This window comes from Hymenobacter segetis, from assembly GCF_038448715.1.
In the GTDB taxonomy this organism is placed as follows: domain Bacteria; phylum Bacteroidota; class Bacteroidia; order Cytophagales; family Hymenobacteraceae; genus Hymenobacter; species Hymenobacter segetis.
Map to the genome: position 1 here is coordinate 40,650 of NZ_JBCEVZ010000004.1, position 19,407 is coordinate 60,056.

11 protein-coding genes are annotated in these 19,407 nt (G+C 61.2%); 4 read left to right on the forward strand and 7 right to left on the reverse strand.

What is annotated here, in order from left to right:
• Positions 1 to 154 precede the first annotated feature (154 nt).
• Entirely contained in the window at positions 155 to 3,781 is a 3,627-nt protein-coding gene (locus AAFH49_RS02975) for a T9SS type A sorting domain-containing protein (RefSeq protein WP_342295911.1), read from the forward strand.
• A gap of 350 nt (positions 3,782 to 4,131) precedes the next feature.
• Here the strand turns inward: AAFH49_RS02975 and ccsA (AAFH49_RS02980) are convergent, their stop codons facing one another.
• The 7 genes from ccsA (AAFH49_RS02980) to AAFH49_RS03010 form a co-directional block, all read right to left on the reverse strand.
• Positions 4,132 to 6,732 (reverse strand): cytochrome c biogenesis protein CcsA, encoded by a 2,601-nt coding sequence (gene ccsA, locus AAFH49_RS02980; RefSeq protein WP_342295913.1) that lies wholly within the window; start codon positions 6,730 to 6,732, stop codon positions 4,132 to 4,134.
• Between the two features lie 188 nt (positions 6,733 to 6,920).
• Positions 6,921 to 7,349, reverse strand: coding sequence for a cytochrome c maturation protein CcmE domain-containing protein (locus AAFH49_RS02985; protein ID WP_342295914.1), 429 nt, complete (start codon positions 7,347 to 7,349; stop codon positions 6,921 to 6,923).
• A 56-nt stretch (positions 7,350 to 7,405) separates the two neighbouring features.
• Positions 7,406 to 7,651: a CcmD family protein gene (locus AAFH49_RS02990; protein WP_342295916.1), complete on the reverse strand. Its 246-nt coding sequence runs from the start codon at positions 7,649 to 7,651 to the stop codon at positions 7,406 to 7,408.
• Positions 7,641 to 8,306: a cytochrome c biogenesis protein CcsA gene (gene ccsA, locus AAFH49_RS02995; RefSeq protein ID WP_342295917.1), complete on the reverse strand. Its 666-nt coding sequence runs from the start codon at positions 8,304 to 8,306 to the stop codon at positions 7,641 to 7,643. Before ccsA (AAFH49_RS02995) ends, AAFH49_RS02990 begins: the two co-directional genes overlap by 11 nt.
• A gap of 2 nt (positions 8,307 to 8,308) precedes the next feature.
• Entirely contained in the window at positions 8,309 to 8,983 is a 675-nt protein-coding gene (locus AAFH49_RS03000) for a heme exporter protein CcmB (RefSeq protein ID WP_425293313.1), read from the reverse strand.
• A 128-nt stretch (positions 8,984 to 9,111) separates the two neighbouring features.
• A complete protein-coding gene (locus AAFH49_RS03005) occupies positions 9,112 to 12,381 on the reverse strand; it encodes a hypothetical protein (protein ID WP_342295919.1) in 3,270 nt (1,089 codons plus the stop codon).
• Positions 12,382 to 12,581: 200 nt separating this feature from the next.
• Positions 12,582 to 13,661 (reverse strand): NAD(P)/FAD-dependent oxidoreductase, encoded by a 1,080-nt coding sequence (locus tag AAFH49_RS03010; protein ID WP_342295920.1) that lies wholly within the window; start codon positions 13,659 to 13,661, stop codon positions 12,582 to 12,584.
• 142 nt (positions 13,662 to 13,803) lie between these two features.
• On the opposite strand from AAFH49_RS03010, the gene AAFH49_RS03015 reads away from it, so the two are divergent.
• The 3 genes from AAFH49_RS03015 (at position 13,804) to porU (ending at position 19,392) form a co-directional block, all read left to right on the forward strand.
• On the forward strand, positions 13,804 to 14,445 hold the full coding sequence (locus AAFH49_RS03015; RefSeq protein ID WP_342295921.1) for an MBL fold metallo-hydrolase: 642 nt from the start codon (positions 13,804 to 13,806) through the stop codon (positions 14,443 to 14,445).
• 65 nt (positions 14,446 to 14,510) lie between these two features.
• The gene (locus AAFH49_RS03020; protein ID WP_342295922.1) at positions 14,511 to 15,224 is read left to right on the forward strand and encodes a CDP-alcohol phosphatidyltransferase family protein; all 714 of its coding nucleotides are present in this window, start codon (positions 14,511 to 14,513) and stop codon (positions 15,222 to 15,224) included.
• Between the two features lie 148 nt (positions 15,225 to 15,372).
• A complete protein-coding gene (gene porU / locus AAFH49_RS03025) occupies positions 15,373 to 19,392 on the forward strand; it encodes a type IX secretion system sortase PorU (protein ID WP_342295923.1) in 4,020 nt (1,339 codons plus the stop codon).
• Positions 19,393 to 19,407: the final 15 nt, after the last annotated feature.

Consider the following 19,407-nt stretch of genomic DNA (forward strand, 5'->3'; position numbering starts at 1 on the left):
AAAGAGGCGTGCTCACGGATTTGTGCCCAAAGTTTAGCAACTTGTACCCCCAAAGCTACCGTCCGGCCCGTAAGGCGACTTGCGCAACGGTCAGTTCAGCGCGTTTGCTCAACTTTATAATCTTCTTATTCACCCATTTTACTCCCTCTTCTCAATGAACCACCAATACAATCGCCCGGGGCCAACTGTGCGCCTGCGGCACGTTGCACTGGCCGCGCTATTCGCGCTGGGCGCTGTGGGCACGGCCCACGCCCAGCTGCCATACTCGGCCGGCAACGTTGTGAACAGCCCCGGTACTTACACCGACCTGGGCACCACCGGCACGGCCATTGCCACGGCTAATACGGACGATGCCAACTCGGCCGCCACGCCCATTGGTTTCAGCTTTAGCTACAACGGCGCGGCCTTTACCGATTTCGTGCTGAACACGAACGGGTTCATCAAGCTCGGCACCGCGGCACCTACCGGGGCGCAGTACACCGACGGCGGCCAGAGCACCGTCAATGGTCCGGTAGATGGCGCGGATACGAACCTGCTGCTGGCCTTCAACCAGGACCTGACCGCTGGCTCGGCCGGCGGCACCGAGTACCGGGTATCAACCACCGGCACGGCCCCCAACCGCGTGTGCACCATTCAGTGGAAAAACGTGTCGGATAAGGCCCGGCCGGCTTCGGCCTCGTCGGCCGCAATCGGCACGCAGTACGCCAACTTCTCCTTCCAGGTGAAGCTGTATGAAACCAGCAACCAGATTGATTTCGTGTACGGCACGGCTACGCCGGGTGCCGCCAGCGCCGACGTCGCCAAATTTGGCATTGTGGGCCTGAAAGGCACCGACGCTGCTTCGGCCATTCTGGGCGTGAAGCCTTCGGCCACGCCGTGGTCGGGCACCGCGTTCAGCGCTGGCCCCTACACCGGCAACGGGCACAATTTCCGTGGCACCGTGGTGCCCGACCTGGGCCGCACCTACCGCTTCTCCATTCAGGTGGCCAATGATGCCGCGGCATCGGCCATCCAGGGCTATGCCTCGGTTATCACACCGGCCAGCAACCCCTTCACCCTGCGCGGGGTGGTGCGCAACGCCGGCAACACCGCCCTGGCCGCCGCTACCCCCGTCACGCTGACCATCAGCGGGGCCAACACCTACACCCAGACGGTGAACGTAGCGGCCCTAGCCGTGGGCGCGTCGGGCGTGGCCACGTTCTCGGGCATCAGCCTGCCCAACGTGGGCCAGAACACTGTCACCCTCACGACGGCACTCCCCAACGACGGCTACAGCGGCAACAACTCGATTTCGCAGCCCATGGAAACCAGCGCCACCACCATCTCGCTGGCTACGCCGGGCGCGGCCAGTGGCAACAACGTGTTCAGCGCCGGAGCCGATGGGTACTATGCCTCGAAAATCACGCTGAGCGTCCCCCGCAGCATCACGGCGGTAAGGGCGCTGGTTAGCGGCGCCAGCGCCTCGGCCACGTCGTCCGAGTCCGTCGGCCAAAGCGTCTACGGGGTGGTCATTGATGCCACGACTGGTACGCTGCTGGCCCGCTCGGCCAACTACGTCATCACCGCCGCCGATGTCAATACCTTCCACACCTTTACCCTCACGGCTCCCGCCACGGTGCCGGCCGGCGATGTGCTGATTGGCATGGCGCAGGCCGCGCCCACCGGCGCACTGCCCTTTTACCCCTTCGGCGTGCAGATTGAGGACCCGAACCGCCTGAATACCTATTACTCCGGCTCGACGGCCGGTGGTACGCCGGCGGCTGCGTTGGCCGCCGCCACCACCTCCAACTACAAATTCCCCTTCGGAGCCACAACCGCTGCCCCGGCCACCAACGACATTGCCGTGAACGAGATTCAGGGCTACGGCTCTATCGCGGTGCCCGTGAGCAATCCGTTCAGCATCCGGGCCGTGGTCCGCAACGCCGGTATCGCCGCCGTGACGACCCCCACGGTCGTGACGCTGACCATCAGCGGAGCCAATACCTTCACCCAAACGCAGACGCTGACTTCGTTGCCCGTCAGCAGCACCGGGGTGGTGACGTTTACCAACATCAGCCTGACCAACGTGGGCCAGAACACCGTGACCGTGACCGTCCCCAGCGACGACAACAACGGCAACAACTCGGTGGCCCAGGCAATGGCTACCAGCGCGACGCGCATCTCGTTCGAAACGCCCAATGCCGCTAGCGGCAATGGCGTATTCTCGGCCGGGGCCAACAGCTACTACGCAGCTAAAATCACCCTAAACGACCCCCGCAGCATCACGGCCATTAGTGCCCTGGTGAGCTCGGCGGGTGCCAGCGCCACGTCGAAAACATCGGTGGGCGAGAGTGTGTACGGCGTTGTAGTAAACGCAACGACCGGCGTGCTGCTGGGCCGTACGCCCGATTATGTTATCACGGCGGCCGACATCGATGTGCAACACACCTTCACGTTTAGCTCGCCCGTAACGGTGCCTGCCGGCGACGTGCTCATTGGCATGGCCCAAACGGCTTCGACCAGCACGACGCTTCAGTTCTACCCGTTTGGGGTGCAGAACGAGACCCCGACGCGTCCCAATACCTTCTACCGAGGCTCGGCTACCACGCCGGCCGCCCCCACGCTGGTCAGCACCGCGCTAGATGGCTACAAACTGCCGTTCGGGGCCGAAACCTCCGTGCCCAACTCCTGCCCCACGCCCACGGGCCTGACGCTCACGGGCAGCACGCCCACGTCGGCTTCGTTCTCGTTCACGGCCGCGGCTACTGCCACCGGCTACCAGATTGTGTACGGTGCCCCCGGCTTCACGCCCGGCGGTGCAGGTAGCACCACCTCGCCCACCTTCACCGGCACCACCTACACGCTGGCCGGCCTGTCGCCGAGCAGCACCTACGACTTCTACATCCAGACCATTTGCAGCGCTACGTCGCAAAGCGGCCTGGGCGGCCCGGTTCGCGTGACCACGGCCTGCACGCCGCCCACCATCGCGGCTTTCCCCTACACTCAGAACTTCGACGCCATCGTGGCTGGCCAGACGCTGCCCTGCGGCATCACCGTCACGGATAGCAACAACGACGGCTTCACCTGGCGCGCCACCAGCACCGTGACCGACCCCGCCACCACCAGCGTGGCCCGCTCGGCCCCCAACGCCATGGTGTACTCCTACAACAACCAGGGCCCCACGCCCACGGTAGCCGCCAACGACTGGTTCTTCACGCCGGCCCTGACCATGGCCACCTCGCAGGCCTACCGCTTGTCGTTCTACTACCGCGTGGCTACCGGTGGCTACACCGAAGGCCTGGAAGTGAAGTATGGCGCTGCCGCTACCCCCGCCGGCCAGACCAACCTGATTTACAACAACCCCAACATGACCAGCGCTACCTACGTGCTGGCCCGCAACGCCAGCACCCCGGCAGTGCTCGACATCACGCCCGCCACGGCTGGCAACTTCTACGTGGGCTTCCACGCCATCAGCCAGGCCAACCAAGGCTTCCTGGCCATCGATGACCTCACCATCTCGGCCGGCCCGCTGGCTACCTCGGAGGCCCTGAAACGCGCCGTGAGCGTGTTCCCGAACCCCTCTACCACGGGCGTGTTCAACCTCGAAATCCACGGTGCCAACGCCAAGCAGGCCATGGCCGTGGAAGTAACCAACATGCTCGGCCAGCGCGTCTACACGGGCTCGGCCAAGGATAACTTCAGCAACAGCGTGAACCTGTCCTCGCTCGCTTCGGGCATCTACTCCATCAAAGTCCGCAACGGCGAGGAGTACACCCAGCAGCAGATTTCGATTGTGAAGTAAGCTTCGGCTTCGCTTGACTTCGGCAAAAGGGCTGCCCATTGGGCGGCCCTTTTTTTGTGCTTCATCAGGGAAGATTCCAGGAGGCTGGAAAGGTGTTATCGGTGTTGGAAACTTTATTACTAGCTCTGGAGAAGAATTATCTAAGGGTAATAACTCGATTTCCGACTCTGGAAAAGAAGTTTCCGAAGCTGGTAACTTCTTTTCCAGAGTCGGAAAAGGCCTTATCAGGTTTGGTAACTCAATTACCATCTCTGAAAAACGAGTTAGCAGTGCTATAATAGTCATGCACAACAATCAAAAAGCCCTTACTGCAAGCAGTAAGGGCTTTTTGATTGTTGTAATGGGAAGTTTTAGCCCACCGGCTGGGGCCGCACGGCCTGCCCACTGGCCTCGGCCGGGGCCTCCGCTTCGGCCGAGGTATCGGCCAGCACGCCCTTGCCGCCGCGCTGCCGCACGCTCAAGCCGAAGCCGAGGGCCATGAGCAGCGTGCCGCTCCAGAGCAGGTTGATAAACGGCTTTTCCATGGCCTTGAGGATGACGTAGTCCTTCTGCGTGGTGCTCACCCCGAAGGTGAACTTGCCCTTGGCCGGGTCCACGGCATCGAAGGTGATGCGCACCCCCAGGTCTTCGGCCTCGTCGGGCAGGCTGCCCACCATGCGGTTGCGCACCACAAACACGGGGTGAACGTGGTACTGCCGCTTCTCGCCGTACACAATCATGTCGGCCTGCAAGGCCAAATCGCCCTTTTGCAGGTTGAGGCCGGCCGTTTCGTGCGCCGCTTCCACCGCCCGGAACACGGCGAAGTAGTCGTTGAGGAAAATGGTATCGCCCACGCTCAGCACCGACTGCTTGGCCTCGCTCCAGGGCTTCTCCTTGCGCGGGTCCAGCACCGAGCTGATGTGGGTATAAATGTCATGCCCCCAGAATTTCTTGATGGCCGGCGAGGCCAGCAGGCCGCCCATCTCCTCGTTCACCTGCGCCCGCGGGTACAGCGTAAACTGCTCGCCCGACTTCTGGTCCTTGTAATTGATGCGGTAATAGGTGTTTTCCGGCAGGATATTTACCGTGTCGCCGGTCTTGTAATAGACCTTGCTATCCACCGTAATCGGCGCGCGGGCCACGGCCTTGTAGTCGTCATCGGTGCGGTACAGGAACTGCTTGTCCACGTAGCCCGGCACGCCCGGCACCTCAAAATACTGCCCCGTGTAAGTGAGCTGGTAGCCGTGCATGGGCGCGGTTTCGTTGCGCCACAGCAGCACGTTGTCGCGGTTCAAATCCTCGGTAAACTCCCGCGAATACAGCAGCCCCGACACATTGCGCGAAATAATGCTCGAATACCCCGACGACGCCAGCACCCCCAGCAGCATCAAGGCAATGCCCAAATGGGCCACCGCGCCGCCCGAGAGCCGCACCCCCCGCCGCAGCAGCGTGAAGATGGTGCCGAAATTGGCCAGTACCCCAAACAGCCCCGCCAGCGTCAGCACCACATAAGCCGGCGAAATCGTGAGGCCATTATAGCGCACCAGCAGCACCACCAGCGCCGTGCCCAGCAAAGCCAGCAGCGTAGGCGCGGTGAGGGAATTGATGAGCGTTTCCTTGGTATTGCGCTGCCACCACATAATCTGGGCAATGCCCGAAAGCAGCGCCACGCCCACGCCCATCCACAATTGCAGCTTGGAGTAGTGCGCAATCTGGTCGGCCGGCAGGGCCACGTTGGTCTTGATGCCCAGCAGCCCCATAAAGGAGTTATACACCGGAATGCTGGTTGTAAACAGCACCTGGAACGCGCCCAGGCACAGCACCGTCGCGCCCACAAACACCCACAGCTCGGGGTTGTAAGCATTCAGCTCTTTGGCCGAAATCGGAATCTCCTTCCAGCGCCACACCAGCAGCGCCACCGCCAGCACCGTAAAGGCCGCCAGGTAAATAAACAGCTGCCCCGACAAGCCCAAATCCGTAAACGAGTGCACCGAGGCATTGCCCAGCACCCCGCTCCGCGTCAGGAACGTGGCGTAAAGAATCAGCACAAACGTGGCAATAACCAGCGCAAACGCGGTGCGCAGGCCGGTGCGGCGCTTCTGCCACAGCACCAGGCCGTGCAGCGAGGCCACCAGCACCAGCCACGGAATGTACACGGCGTTTTCCACCGGGTCCCAGTTCCAGTAGCCGCCGAAATTCAGCGTCTCATAGGCCCAATAAGCGCCCATTACCACACCCACGCCCAGCACCCCGCCGCCGATGAGCGTCCAGGGCAAAGCCGGTTTCACCCAGGCCGTCAGCTCCTTTTTCCAGAGCGCGGCAATGGCGAAAGCGAAAGGAACCAGGGTCAGGGCAAAGCCCAGAAATAGGGTGGGTGGGTGAATCACCATCCAGTAGTTCTGGAGCAGGGCGTTGAGGCCGGTGCCGTCCTTGGGCACGAAGTTGGGGTTCATCTTCCACACCGGCAGGTCGGTCAGGAACTCGCGCAGCAGGATGAAAGGGGAGGAGCCAATCCGCACGCCGCCAATTACTACGCCGATAATCATGCTCACCAAAAACAGCTGTACGCCGCTGAACACGGCCATCACGGGCGCTTCCCACTTGCGATTAAACTTCATGATGCAGAAGCCCAGCACTACCTGCCAGAAAATCCAGAGCAGAAACGAGCCCTCCTGGCCTTCCCAGAAACAGGAAATCATGTACTGCACCGGCAGGTGATTGGAGCTGTGGCTCCAGGCGTAATAATACTCGTAGCGGTGCGCGTGAATGATGTTGAACAAGCAAACAATCACCGACACAATGGCCGCGCCGTGCACAAAAAATGCCCCGCGCCCCAGCCGCAACCAGCTGGCATCTTCCTCGCCCAGCGCCCGCCCCCGCGAGGCCTGGAAATAGCTATACGCCGCCACCAACGCCGCCGCAAACGCGAGAATGACGCTGAGGTGGCCGATTTGTCCTACTAATAAGTTCATAAGCAAAGAATATCGGGCAAATTTACGGCCGCGCCGCCGGAGCCGGGAGGCTTAATAACAAGTGGTCGGTGAAAAAGTCGCCGGCCCGGACTTTTGAGATGGAGAGACCAATGAAAACACCAGGCGGTGCGGGCAACGAATTTTCGTCGCCCGCACCGCCTGGTGTTTTAGTCAGAGGCTACCAATACTTAGTTGACTGAAGCCGTAGCGCCTTTCAAATCCTTCTTCACGTACTTGCTGGGGCACTTCAACAGAATGTTGTCGGCCATGAACACGTCGCCCTTCATGCAGCCGGTGATAACCACCTGCTCGGAAGCGTCGAAATCCTGGGGTTTGGGGTTGTTGTACACCACGCGCTGGGCCAGATGAGTGGTATCCACCAGCGTGAAGGCGAAGTAGTTGGGGTCCGTCATGGGGTCGTATTCCAGGCCCAGGGGGTGCTTTTGTGCATCGCGGGGCAGCTTGCCCACTACGTGCACTTTAGTGGTGTTGCCCTCGGCGGCGCGGGCGCGGGCCTCGCCGAAGCCTACATAAACGCTGGCATCGGCGGTGGTGCTGAGGATGATGGCAGCGGCCACCGCAATGATGGCCAGAACGAAGAGGTGCGACTTTTTCATAAGGATATAGCTAACAGCAGTAACAACGTTCGGGTGCCGCGGGGGCACAGTTTGGGCTACTTTATTTCTTTCTCCAGCTTGCTCACTTTGCGGTCGAGCGAGATGAGGTAGAACAGCAGGCCGGCTACGATGATGACCACGGCGGCCACCACCACGTAGATTTTGCCGTTGGCGCGCAGCGCGTCGGCCATTTCGGGAGCCTCGGCTCCGGGAGCTTGGGCCATAGCCGTAGTGGCAGTGAAAAGCAGGATTTGCAGCAGGCCAAATGCGCCGAACAGGCGGGCTAACAGGTTATTTTTCATCGATTTTCAATTGCAAAAAGGCCAGCCGGCTGCTCACCTGAGTCATCCAGAAAGCAAAGAGAATCCAGCCGATGACGGCGGGGTAAAACACCATCCGCATAGTGCTGTCGAGGTCGTATTTGTTGAAGCCGGGGTTGCCGGTCTGGCCGGGGTGCAGCGAGTTGCCCGCCAAACGAGGCAGGATGAACAGCAGTGGAATGGCCGCCGCAAACGCGAAAATGTTGTAGATGGCCGACACGCGGGCCCGTTGCTGTTCATCGCGGAACGAGCCGCGCAACACCAGGTAAGCCCCGTAGATGAGCATGGCCACGGCGGCGGCGTTCAGGCGCGGGTCGGGCGTCCACCAGGCACCCCAGGTGTACTTGGCCCACAGGCTGCCTGTGGCCAGGCCCAACAGTCCGAGCACGATGCCCGACTTGGCCGCCTCGTGGCTGAGAATATCCAGCCGCGCCGACGGATTGCGCAAATACTGCATCGAGCGGAACACCGACGTGCCCAGAATCACCATCATGGCAAACCACATGGGCACGTGGAAATACAGGTTGCGAATGCTCTCATTCACAATGGCCAGCCGCGGCACCGGCAGCAAAAAGCCCGCCGCCGCCGAATACAGCAGGAACACCACGGTCAATACTTTCCACCAGGTCCATTTCATACTCAACCCCTCCACAAAAAAGGAAACAACAAATAAGACACGGCACCGACCAACATGTTCAGGGCCAGCAATGTGAGTAGCGACTGCTGGCTCACGCTACGGTCCAGCCCGTCCAGCGCATTCTTGCTCACCTTGATGAGCAGCAGCAGCATGGGCACCATCAGCGGGAAGCCGAGGATGGCCATAAGCGTGGCCCCGTTGCCGCCCGCTTTGGCCGCGATGCCCGATACCAGCGTGAGCGTGGTGGCAAAGCCTACCGCACCAAGTATCAGGTTGGCCACAAACAGCGGCGCATCCTGAATTGGGTTGCCGAGAAACACCGTGTAGAGAAACAAGCCCAGCAAGGCCACCGCCGTGAGCAGCAGCGCATTGTAAAGGATTTTAGCCAGAATAACGGCCTGCGGCCGCACCAGCGTGTAGTAGTACAGCCGCTGGCCGGGGCTTTCCTGCATAAAGCCTTTGGCCACCGCATTGATGGCGGCGAAGAGCAGAATGACCCACAGCAGCGCGTTCCAAGCCGGGGGTGGGGGCGTGCCGCCGCGCAGGCTAAAGCTCAGAAAGCACACGAATACCGTGCTGCCCACGTAGAGCAGCAGCCCGCCCAGCGCCGCCCGCTGCCGCCATTCCAGGCGGAAGTCTTTGGCCAACAAGGTGGAAATTTCGCGGAGCAAGGGCACAGGCAGCGGTTCGGTTTCGGGCCGCAAAGATACGACCGGACCGGACGCTGAGGGGTATAAAAAAGAAGGTCTTGCTGAGCACTGCTCAGCAAGACCTTTCAGTGAGGATTGCGCTTGCTTGTGAAGCCCTAAAAGTCGTAGCCCAGCGTGAAGTAGAATTTCGGGCCGTGGGTTACGTAGTCTTCCTGGCCCCAGGCCACGTCTACTTTGCCATAAAAGCCCAGCAAGGTAGTGCGGGCACCCACGCCGTAGCCCACCAGCAACGGGTTGCTGAAATTGGTGACCGTGGCCCCAAAATACTGGTTGAACTGCTTGATTTTAGTGTTGGCCGAGTTGTCGGTACCGAATGGGTTGGTGCCCGAATACGCCGTACCGGCATCAGTGAAACCAACCAGCTGCAGGTTGCGGAAAAACCCTGAGTAGATGGGGCGGTGCGCGAAATACTGCACGATGGGAATACGTAGCTCGCTGTTGAACAGCACGTAGCGCGGCCCGCTGCGGGCGCTGTAATCGAAGCCGCGCAGATTGGTCACGAATTCCTGGTTGAATACCTGGTCGGGAGCCTGGTAGTCGGTCAGGAAGCGGGAACCGGTGTAACCGCCGTTCAGCCAGTCGTCCATGCCGCCGATGCGGAAAACCTGCGGCCGCGGACCAAAAAACTGCCCGTAGCTGGCTCGGTTGGCCCACACAATGGAGCGGCTGATTTTTTGATAGTGGCGCAGGTCGACAACAAATTTGCCGAAGCTCAGACTCTGGCTGTTCAGGTTGGTCAGGTTCAGCACGCTGGCCTTCAGGCGGGTGCCGCTCACCATGTTCACACCGGTGTTGATGCTGTTATCGAACACCAGCTCGCCATTGTAGCCCAGGTAGTTGTAGCTCTGGTCCGATTGCGTCGACACATCGCCCAGGCGGGTGCGCGAAATGCTCACGAAGCGGGGCCCGCCGCGCACGCTCAGGTTGTGGGTGAGCGGGTAGGCAATGGTGGGCGCTATCTCGTGGCGGCCGTAGCGGTAGCGGCCATCGTCGAGGTCGAAGAAATAAGCTTGTTTCTGGTAGGCAATGCTCCAGTCGTAGCGCTTGGTCAGGTTGGTGTAAGAAGCCCGGATGTTGCTGGTGCGCAGGTCGAACAGTCCAAACAGACTAGCATCAATGCGCTGATTTTCCAGTACATCGGTCAGCGCCGCCTTGAACTGGAGGCCGAGCCCCAGCAGCGGGTCCATGTAAAGCGAAGTCGACACGTTATCGGCCATGAAGCGCGTATCGTAGCGGAAGGGCCCGGTGAGGGCCGGGGCTTCGGACTGCGCTTTGGCTGTAGCCGCCGCCGCCGTGGAGGCAGCAGTAGGCGTGAGGCGCCGTCGCTTGGCCGAGGCGGCCTGCGCGGGCTCATCCTCCTCAAACTGGTAGTCGCTGGTATTCACCGCTTCGTTGGCTTTGCGGCGGTTGGCCGGTCGGGTATCAGCCGTGTCAGCTGGCTGCGTTACGGTAGTGGCAGCTTGCGTAGCTGCTGGCGCGGCGGGCTTGGGAGTGGCAGGACGTGGAGCCGCCGACCGTTCTTCCAGCGTTTGCTGGCGGGCGGTTTTGGTGAGGGGCAGCGTGGTCGGCAGCGGGTACTCGGGGTACACGTACAGGATATCGCGCGACTGCGCCGGGGCCACGAATACCAGCGCCGAAGTCAGTGGGCTATAATCAAAATCCTGCGTGTTCGGCAGCCAGTTAGTTAGTAGCGCGTGCTGCTTGGTTTTCAACGAGTACCGATACAGGGCGCGCACGCCGCTTTCTTCACCGAGATACAGAATTTCATCGTCGGAGATAGCGCGGGGCCGGGTTTCGTTCGAAATCGTACTCACCAGCGTCTCCACCGGCACCGGGCGGCCATCGAGGTGATACTGGAATAAATCGTAGTTGTTCACCACGTTCTGGAACGTAGCGGGTCGGGCGCGGCCCAGCGAATCGAGGTAGCGGTTGGAGCTGAAAACCAGCCCCTGCCCGCCGGGCAGGAACACCGGCTGCACGTCATCGAACAGGTCGTCGGTGAGCTGCTCCACCTTACGGCTGCCGGCCCGCAACAGGTAAATATCGTTCTGCCCGTTGCGCACTGCGCTAAATACCAGTGCCTTGCCATCGGGCGAATAGCTCATGCTCAGTATCTGGTCATAAGCGGCGAACAGCGAGGCCGGCCGCGAGAACCGAATAGCCTCGCGTACCCGGCGCACCAGGCCGCGGCCATCGGCGTCGCGCAGGTGCAGGGCCATTTCGCCCCGGCTCATTTCGGCCACTGCTACCTGAGAATTGCCGTGCCAGGCCAGCACGGGCAGGCGGGTTTCCACCTGCTGGTCGGGGGTGTGATAGCCGCCGCGGCTCAGGGTGCGGCGGTGGCGGCCGTCGCGGTCCACCACCATCACGCGGTAGCGGCCGCCTTCGTTCTGGGCATAAGCCACTTGCTGTCCGTTAGGGCTCACAATGGGCTGCGAGAAAACATCGGCGTGGCGGTTGCGGCCGCTCTGGCGGAATTTCTTGTCGGGCTCCACCAGCGTGGCCACGGGCTGGCCGTTGAGCTCGCGGTAGTACGTCAGCCAGTCTTTCAGGAAAACCTTAAACGGCACGTTCAGCGACGAGCTGATGCCGACTTCCACGTCGCGCGTTATGCGCGTGAGGTTCAGGATGTTCTGGATGGTGGTGTAGCCGTAGCGCTCGGCCACGTAGTTCCAGATGCTCTGGCCGGCTAGTTTGGAATTGCGCAGAAAAAACGGGGCCGTGCGGTTGCCGGTGGGGTACTGCTTGGTCATGTCGCGCATGTAGCCGTCCATGTCCACGCTCCAGCCCTCGGCGGCGTAGGCCGAAGCCCCGCCGATAAACCAGTCGGGCAGCTGCAGCAGGTAGCTGCTTTGCAGCACTTCCTTCAGTGAGCCGCCGTACATCATGTCATTGAGCAGCACCTCGGTAATCTGGGTGCTGAGCTGGCGCTTGAACTCGGTTTCCTCGCCAGTGAAGGCAATCTGGACCTTGCTCATGCGGGCCAGCGGGGTTTCGCCGCCGTTTATCTGCTGCTGCGTGGCGGTGAGGCCGATGTTGCTCTGGCGCAAGTCTCCTACCGAATTATAAAACAGCAGCGTGGATTTCGAATACGGGTAGTAGCCGATGAGCGCCGTGATGCGCTGCAGCTCTTTCTCGGCATACTCGGCGGCGTGGCGGGCGCTGGCCTGGCCGCCATCGTAGTACATCACGTTGAAATTCTGCGTGCTAAGCTGCTGCCAGCGAAAATCCTTGTACTGCACGCGCACCCGTCCAAAAGGCTCCTGCGCCGTTTGGGCCCGGGCCGTGGGCGGGCAGAGCATCGGCAGGAGCAGCGCCAGGCCCCCCAGCGTACGCTTCGTAGTAGTGGATAGTGGAATGGTCATAATGGGAACCAACGAGCAAAAACAAAAATTAATCCGCCGAAACGCTAAAAAATTTACGGCCCGCACCGCCGACCTGAGCAGTACCAAACTGCCCGCCCGGGCTGCAATAAAAGCAGTTAACGGAGAATTGTTATCCGGCCGCCTACCAGCCGGGCAAATGGCGCGCCGCCGCCCCGCCCGGAGCCGCGCCCAATAGGGTTTCAATGTACGCCAGCCGGCTGTAAAGCCTGATAACGCTGCAGGCTGGCATCGGGCCAGAGTTCCGCCTGATTAATCAGGAAATCAGCCAGCAGCATTGCCATTCGCGGGGCCAGCATCACGCCCTTTGACCCGTAGCCGCCGCAAAAGCTTAATGCCGGCACGGTGGGGTGGGGGCCCAGCAGCGGCCGCCGGTCGCGCACGGCGGGCCGCACCCCCGCCCGCTGCCCCGTCACGGCAAACGGCAGGTCGGTTACCACGGTGAGGCGCGCGGCCAACTCCTCGCGGCCCACCGCCGTGGGGCCGTCCGCAAACGGCGGCCAGCGGTAGGTAGCGCCCACCCGAAACCGGCCTGCGCCCACCGGCACCACGTAAGCCCCTCGGTTGAGCACCTGGTCCGGGCTCAGGCCCGGGCATTGCACGTCCAACACCTCGCCCTGGTTGGGCGTGAGCGGCAGCCAGTTGAAGTAGGGGTTACGCACGGCGGCCGCCCCCTCGCAGCAGATAACGTGGCGTGCCCGTACCTGCCCGGCGTATTCGGCTCCAGCTGGCTCGAAAACCAGTTGATTCCAGTCAAACGTTTCGCGGCGCAGCCAGCCGTCGCGGGTGCCCTCGGCGGCTAGGGCGGCCAGCAGCTCGCGCACGGCTACGTGGCCGCCGTGCCGTAGCCAGGCCCCGCCAAAGGGCGCGTTCACGCCAGGCAGGCCGGGGTCGGTGGTATCGAAACCCGCCACAAAATCACCCCACGGATTGTCGGCGCTGCGGGCCAGCATGGCATTTTGCTCTTCTACCGAAGCAAAGATTTTGAAAATGGGCGTTTCGGTAAAAAACGACTGCTGGTAGCGCTGCTCCAGCTCGCGGTAGAAAGCCGCCGCGAAGGGCAGCAACTCGGCCGCCTGCCAGGTGAGAGCGAAGCGCTTGCCGGCCACGGGGTTCATCAGGCCCGCCGCTACGTTGGAGGCCGAGCTCTCCTGGCCGGGGTCATACACCAGCACCCGGTGGCCCCGCTCGCGCAATACATAAGCCAGCGTAGCGCCCGCAATGCCGTGGCCCACTACCAGAAAATCACAGTCCGTCATCATGGCTGGCAAGGTAAGGACGCTGGGCTTAATGAATAATTAAGAACCGAAGGAAGGCGTTAGCCAGTCAGGCTGACAACCGTCTCCATTCCGCTTTCCGCCCAGCGTCGTACCTTTCCGCATTGCTCAGACCCTCTGTTTTGCTATGACTGTCGCTGGTTTTACCTTCAACGCTTTTTCCGAGAATACCTACCTGCTCATCGACGAGGCCACCCGGCAGTGCGCCATCGTGGACCCCGGCTGCTACGCGCCCGCTGAGCAGCAGGCCCTGCGGGAATACGTGGAGGACAATAATTTACAAGTGGTACTGCTGCTGAACACCCACGCGCACATCGACCACGTGCTGGGCAATCAGTTTGTGCTGAACACCTGGCCCGGCACGCCGTTTCTGCTGCACCGGCTCGACCTAGCCACGCTGCGCGCCGTGCCCACCTACGCCGGCAGCTACGGCTTTCCGCAGTACCAGCCAGCCGAACCCACCGGCGAACTGGTAGCCGGCCAGCCCGTTCACATCGGCGAAACCGAGCTGGAAGTACGTTTCACGCCGGGACATGCCCCCGGCCATGTGGTGTTCTACCACGCGCCCACGGCCACCGTCATTGGTGGCGACGTACTGTTTCAGCGCAGCATCGGCCGCACTGATTTGCCCGGCGGCGACCACGCCACGCTGCTCCACAGCATCGAAACCGAGCTCATGACCTTGCCCGATGATACCATGGTGTACCCCGGCCACGGCCCCGCCACCACCATTGGCGAAGAGCGGCGCGGCAACCCGTTTCTTAACTAAAAACGTCCCGTGCCAGGCAGTGCCTGGCGTTCCATTTACCTCACCACCCTACTTCGCCTCTTCTTTTGAAACGACACCTGCCCAACGCCGTAACCTGCCTCAACCTACTGTGCGGCTGCCTGGCGCTGACCAATATTTTTGCCGGCCGGCTGGAAATCGGGGCTTGGTTTGTGGCCGCCGCCGCCGCCGCCGACTTTGCCGACGGCCTGCTGGCCCGGGCCCTGCGCGTATCCTCCGCCATTGGAAAAGACCTTGATTCATTGGCCGATATGGTTTCCTTCGGGGTGGTGCCGGGCGCTATTTTAGGCGCATTATTAACCAGAGCTGTAGAAGGAGCGGGTTATGCTGGACCAACATTGCTTTGGTCCTGGTTGCCCTATTTCGGCTTCCTCGTCACGATTTTCTCGGCCCTGCGGCTGGCCAAGTTCAACAACGACACCCGGCAGACGACTTCCTTTATCGGCCTGCCCACGCCAGCCTGCACGCTGGTGGTGGCTTCGCTGCCGCTCATTCTGGCTTACGACCAGTTTGGTATAGCTCCGATTATTCTGAATCCCTGGTTGTTGCTGGGCCTCACGATGCTGCTCTCGGGGCTGCTGGTGGCCGAGCTGCCCTTGTTTGCCCTCAAGTTTAAGACCTTCCGTTGGGGCGATAACCGGCGGCGGTTCATCTTCCTGCTGTTGGCGGCAGGATTATTGCTGGTGCTCAAAGCCGCCGCCGTGCCGCTGGTGGTGCTGCTCTACGTGCTGCTCTCGGTGCCGAAAACGGCCGTTCGTTAGTATTGTTGGATGCAGGGACGCAATAAATAGATTATTTGGTTGTTAAGAAGCCACTGCCGGGTGAACCTGCCGCCCGGTGGTGCTGTTGCGGGAGCCACTACGTGACGGACGGGGCAGGCAGGAAACAGGTCTCAATTTAGTAAGGTGTATGCGTCTTTCTTTCCTCTTTGTTGCATTCGTGGGAATCATCGTGGGGGCGGCAGCCCCGGCGGCACAGGCCCAATCGGATGGTACCACGGCCCACGGCGTAGTGAAGTGGGGCGGTTACATTGAGGTGCCCAGCCTGAGCCCGCGCAAGCAGAAAGTACCCGGCTTCAGCGAAGCCCAGCTGGTGATGGATGACCAGGTAGGCTGGTTCAGCCTGCGCCTGAATGGGGCCGTGCGCCAGGGCGAGTTCCTCAACATGGTGTACGAGCCATTCTCGGCTGCCGATGCCAAGCTGTTCAACGTCAGTAAGCTGCCGGCCGGCCCCGAAGCCCAACTCATCACCGGCATCGAGATGAAGCAGGCCGTGACGTTCCTGCGCCTGCGGCCCGTGCGGCGCGGTCCTCAGAGCGGCCAGCCCGAGCGCCTGGTTTCGTTCGATTATCGCTACACCCCCAACGGGGCCGGCGTCGCCGCCCGGGGCACGGCATCTACCCGCAACTACGCCAGCCATTCGGTGCTGCAAAGCGGCGACTGGTACAAGCTGGGCGTAGCCGAAAACGGCAACTCCAAGAGCGGCATTTACAAGCTTGATAAAGCCACGCTGAGCAGACTGGGCCTGCCGTCGGGTATCAACCCCAAAAACCTGCACCTGTACGGCAATGCCATGGGCATTCTGCCCCAGGCTAATGCCGTGTACCGCCCCGACGACCTGGTGGAGAACGAAATTCTGTTTGTTGATAAAAACAATGACAGCGTGCTCGACGACAACGAGTATTTCCTGTTCTACTCGCCCGGCGCGCATACCTGGGCGGCGCAGAACGGGATGTTTCAGCACCGGAACAACGTTTATACTGACACGGCTTACTACTTCGTGAAAGTGGATGCGCGGCCGGGCAAGCGCGTATCGACGAAGCCGGCCGTGCCGGCTACGGGCCAGCCCACGAGCATCACCAGTTTCACCTACCGTGACTTTTACGAGCACGACCTGGTGAACCTGCTGCACTCGGGCCGCAACTGGGTGGGCGAAGGGTTTCAGGTGGGCGGCACGCAGGAGTTTGTGCTGGGCGGCATCAGCGATTTGGTGGCGAACAGCCCCGTGCGCGTCACCACCAATCTGGTGGCGAGCTCCTCGGTGGCCAGCGCTTTCCAGCTCACGCTGAATGGGCAAGCCCTGGCCACGCAGTCCATCAATGCCCGTTCCGGCCAGTCGTTCTCGGCCGATGCCATTGTGACTTCAGCCACCAACCAATTGCCCCTAAGTGCCCCGGGCACTGAGCTGAAGCTGGGCCTGACGTATAACAGCGGTGACCCCGGGGCCAGCGGCTACCTCGACTTCTTCGAAATCAATGCCGAGCGCCTGCTCAAGCTGAGCGGTGCGCAGCTGGAGTTTCGGACCCTGAGCAACGTTGGGCCGGGCGCGCAGAACCGCTATGTGTTCACCGGCCTGCCTACGGGGGCCGTGGTGTGGGATGTGACCAACCCGCGCCACCCGCAGGCCGTTACGTTCGACGGCACCACCAGCAGCTTCATCGCTCCGGCCGATACGGTGCGCGAGTTTGTGGCCCTGCAACCCGGCGGCGACTTCTCGGACCATCCGGTGCGGGCCTTTGGAAAAGTGGCCAATCAAGACCTGCACGCGCTCAATGCTACCGCTGGCGCGCGCATGATTGACCTCGTTATTCTGACGCACCCCGCGTTCATGGCGCAGGCCATGCAGTTGGCCGCTCACCGCACTACGCACGACGATTTGAAGGTGCAGGTGGTGGTACCCAGCCAGATATACAACGAGTTCGGCTCGGGCGGGCAGGACGTGTCGGCCATTCGTGATTTCATGAAAATGCTGTACGACCGCGCCCCGGCCGGCAAAACCATGCAGCTGCTGTTGCTGGGCGATGCTTCGTACGACTACAAATCGGACCCTACGAACGACAAAGGCTCCGAGCCTGCCTGGTGGAAAAAACGGGTTCCCTTCAAAACCGATTCCGATTTCGACGCCTTCAACCAGAACTACGTGCCCACCTACGAGTCGCGGGAGTCGCAGTCGCCTTATTTTTCCGCTGGGTTTTACGGGCCGTCCAGCTATTCTTCCGATGATTTCTACGCTTTGCTGGATGACAACGAAGGCGAATGGGCTGAGCAGAATATTGGCAATGAGCTGTTTGATATCGGCGTAGGCCGCCTGCCGGTGCGCACGCCCAAAAATGATTTGCGCAATACCACCCAGGCCCAGCAGGTAATAAACAAGGTGATTGGCTACGATGCTACCGCCGCCTACGGCAAGTGGCGCAACCGCATTACCCTGGTGTCGGACGATGGCAATGGCAACATCTTCATCAACAGCAGCATTGGCTCCGATGGCATTGCCAACATCATCAACTCCACCGCGCCGGTCTACAACGTGCACAAAGTGTACCTTGACCTGTACGCTCAGCAGGCCGTGGCCGCCGGCCAACGCTCGCCCGATGCCAACCGTGCCATCGACCAGTCGGTGGAGCAGGGCTCGCTGATTGTGAACTACCTGGGCCACGGCGGCCCCAAGGGCCTGGCCGATGAGCAGATTGTGACCAACGCCTCGGTGCTGGCCCTGCGCAACCCCAACAACCTGACGTTCTTCACCACCGGCACCTGCGATTTCAGTACCTACGACAACCCCGACTTCACCTCGGCCGGCGAGCAGTCGCTCACGGACAATGCCACGGGCGGCGCCGTGGGCCTCTTCACCACCACCCGCGTGGTCGAAGCCTACCTCAATGCCGGCCTCAACCAGCGCTATTTCAACCGGGTGCTTCAGCCCATCAATGGCCGCATGCCCAGCATGGGCACCATTGTGATGATGAGCAAGAACGACTACCAGGCCGGCGGCATCAACAACCGCAACTACACGCTGCTGGCCGACCCCAGCATGACGCTGGCTTACCCCAAGCAAACGGTGGTGCTCGACAGCGTGCGCCAGCGCATCGGGAAGGATTGGGTAAATGCGGATACCCTGCATGCCCTCGCCCGCATCCGCCTGGACGGCCATCTGCTGAATAATGGTGTCCTGAATTCGACCTTCACCGGCCGGGCTCAGGTTACGATTTACGACAAGCCCACCACCGTGAAGACCCTCGGCAATGAGCCCGACGATACCGTGGCATCGGTCAGCATTCAGGAAAGCGTAATTTATGGCGGGCAGGCCGACGTGGTGAACGGCAAGTTCAGCCTGGTATTCGTGGTGCCCAAGGACATCAACTACCAGGTGGGAACGGGCAAAATCAGCCTCTACGCTTCCGATGGGACGCACAGCATCGACGCCAACGGCTACCAGCCCCGGCTGGTGGGCGGCGCGGCCCGCAATGCGCCCGAGGACAACCAGCCGCCGCGCATCAGCCTGTTTATGGACAGCAAAGCCTTCGTGTATGGCGGCCTCACCGGCCAGACCACCACGCTACTGGCCGATTTGGCCGACGAAAACGGCATCAACACCACGGGCACGGGCATTGGCCACGACATCACGGCCATTCTTGACCACGACCCCAATAAGAAGCTGATATTGAACGACAGCTACGTGGCCAATGTTGGTGATTTTACTTCGGGCAACGTGAAGAACCTGTTCAAGGACCTCGCTACCGGCCCGCATTCGCTCACCCTCAAAGCCTGGGACACTTATAATAACTCGGCCGAGAAGGAAATTGAGTTCGTGGTGGCCCAGGATGTGAAGCTGGCGCTCGACCACGTGCTCAACTACCCCAATCCGTTTGCCCACTCCACTACGTTCTTCTTCGACCACAACCAGGCCGGCAGCGAGCCCGACAACCTGGACGTACAAGTGCAGATTTTTACCGTGGCCGGCCATCTGGTGCGCACCCTCAATGCCATTGTGCCCAGCACCGTAGCGCATCAGCAGAGCATCAGCTGGAATGGCCGCGACGATTACGACGACCAGCTGGCCCGTGGGGTATACGTTTACCGCCTCACCGTGCGCTCGCAGCGCAACAACGCGGTGGCTTCGAAATACGAAAAACTCGTCATCCTCAATTAATCCGCTTTTATTTGT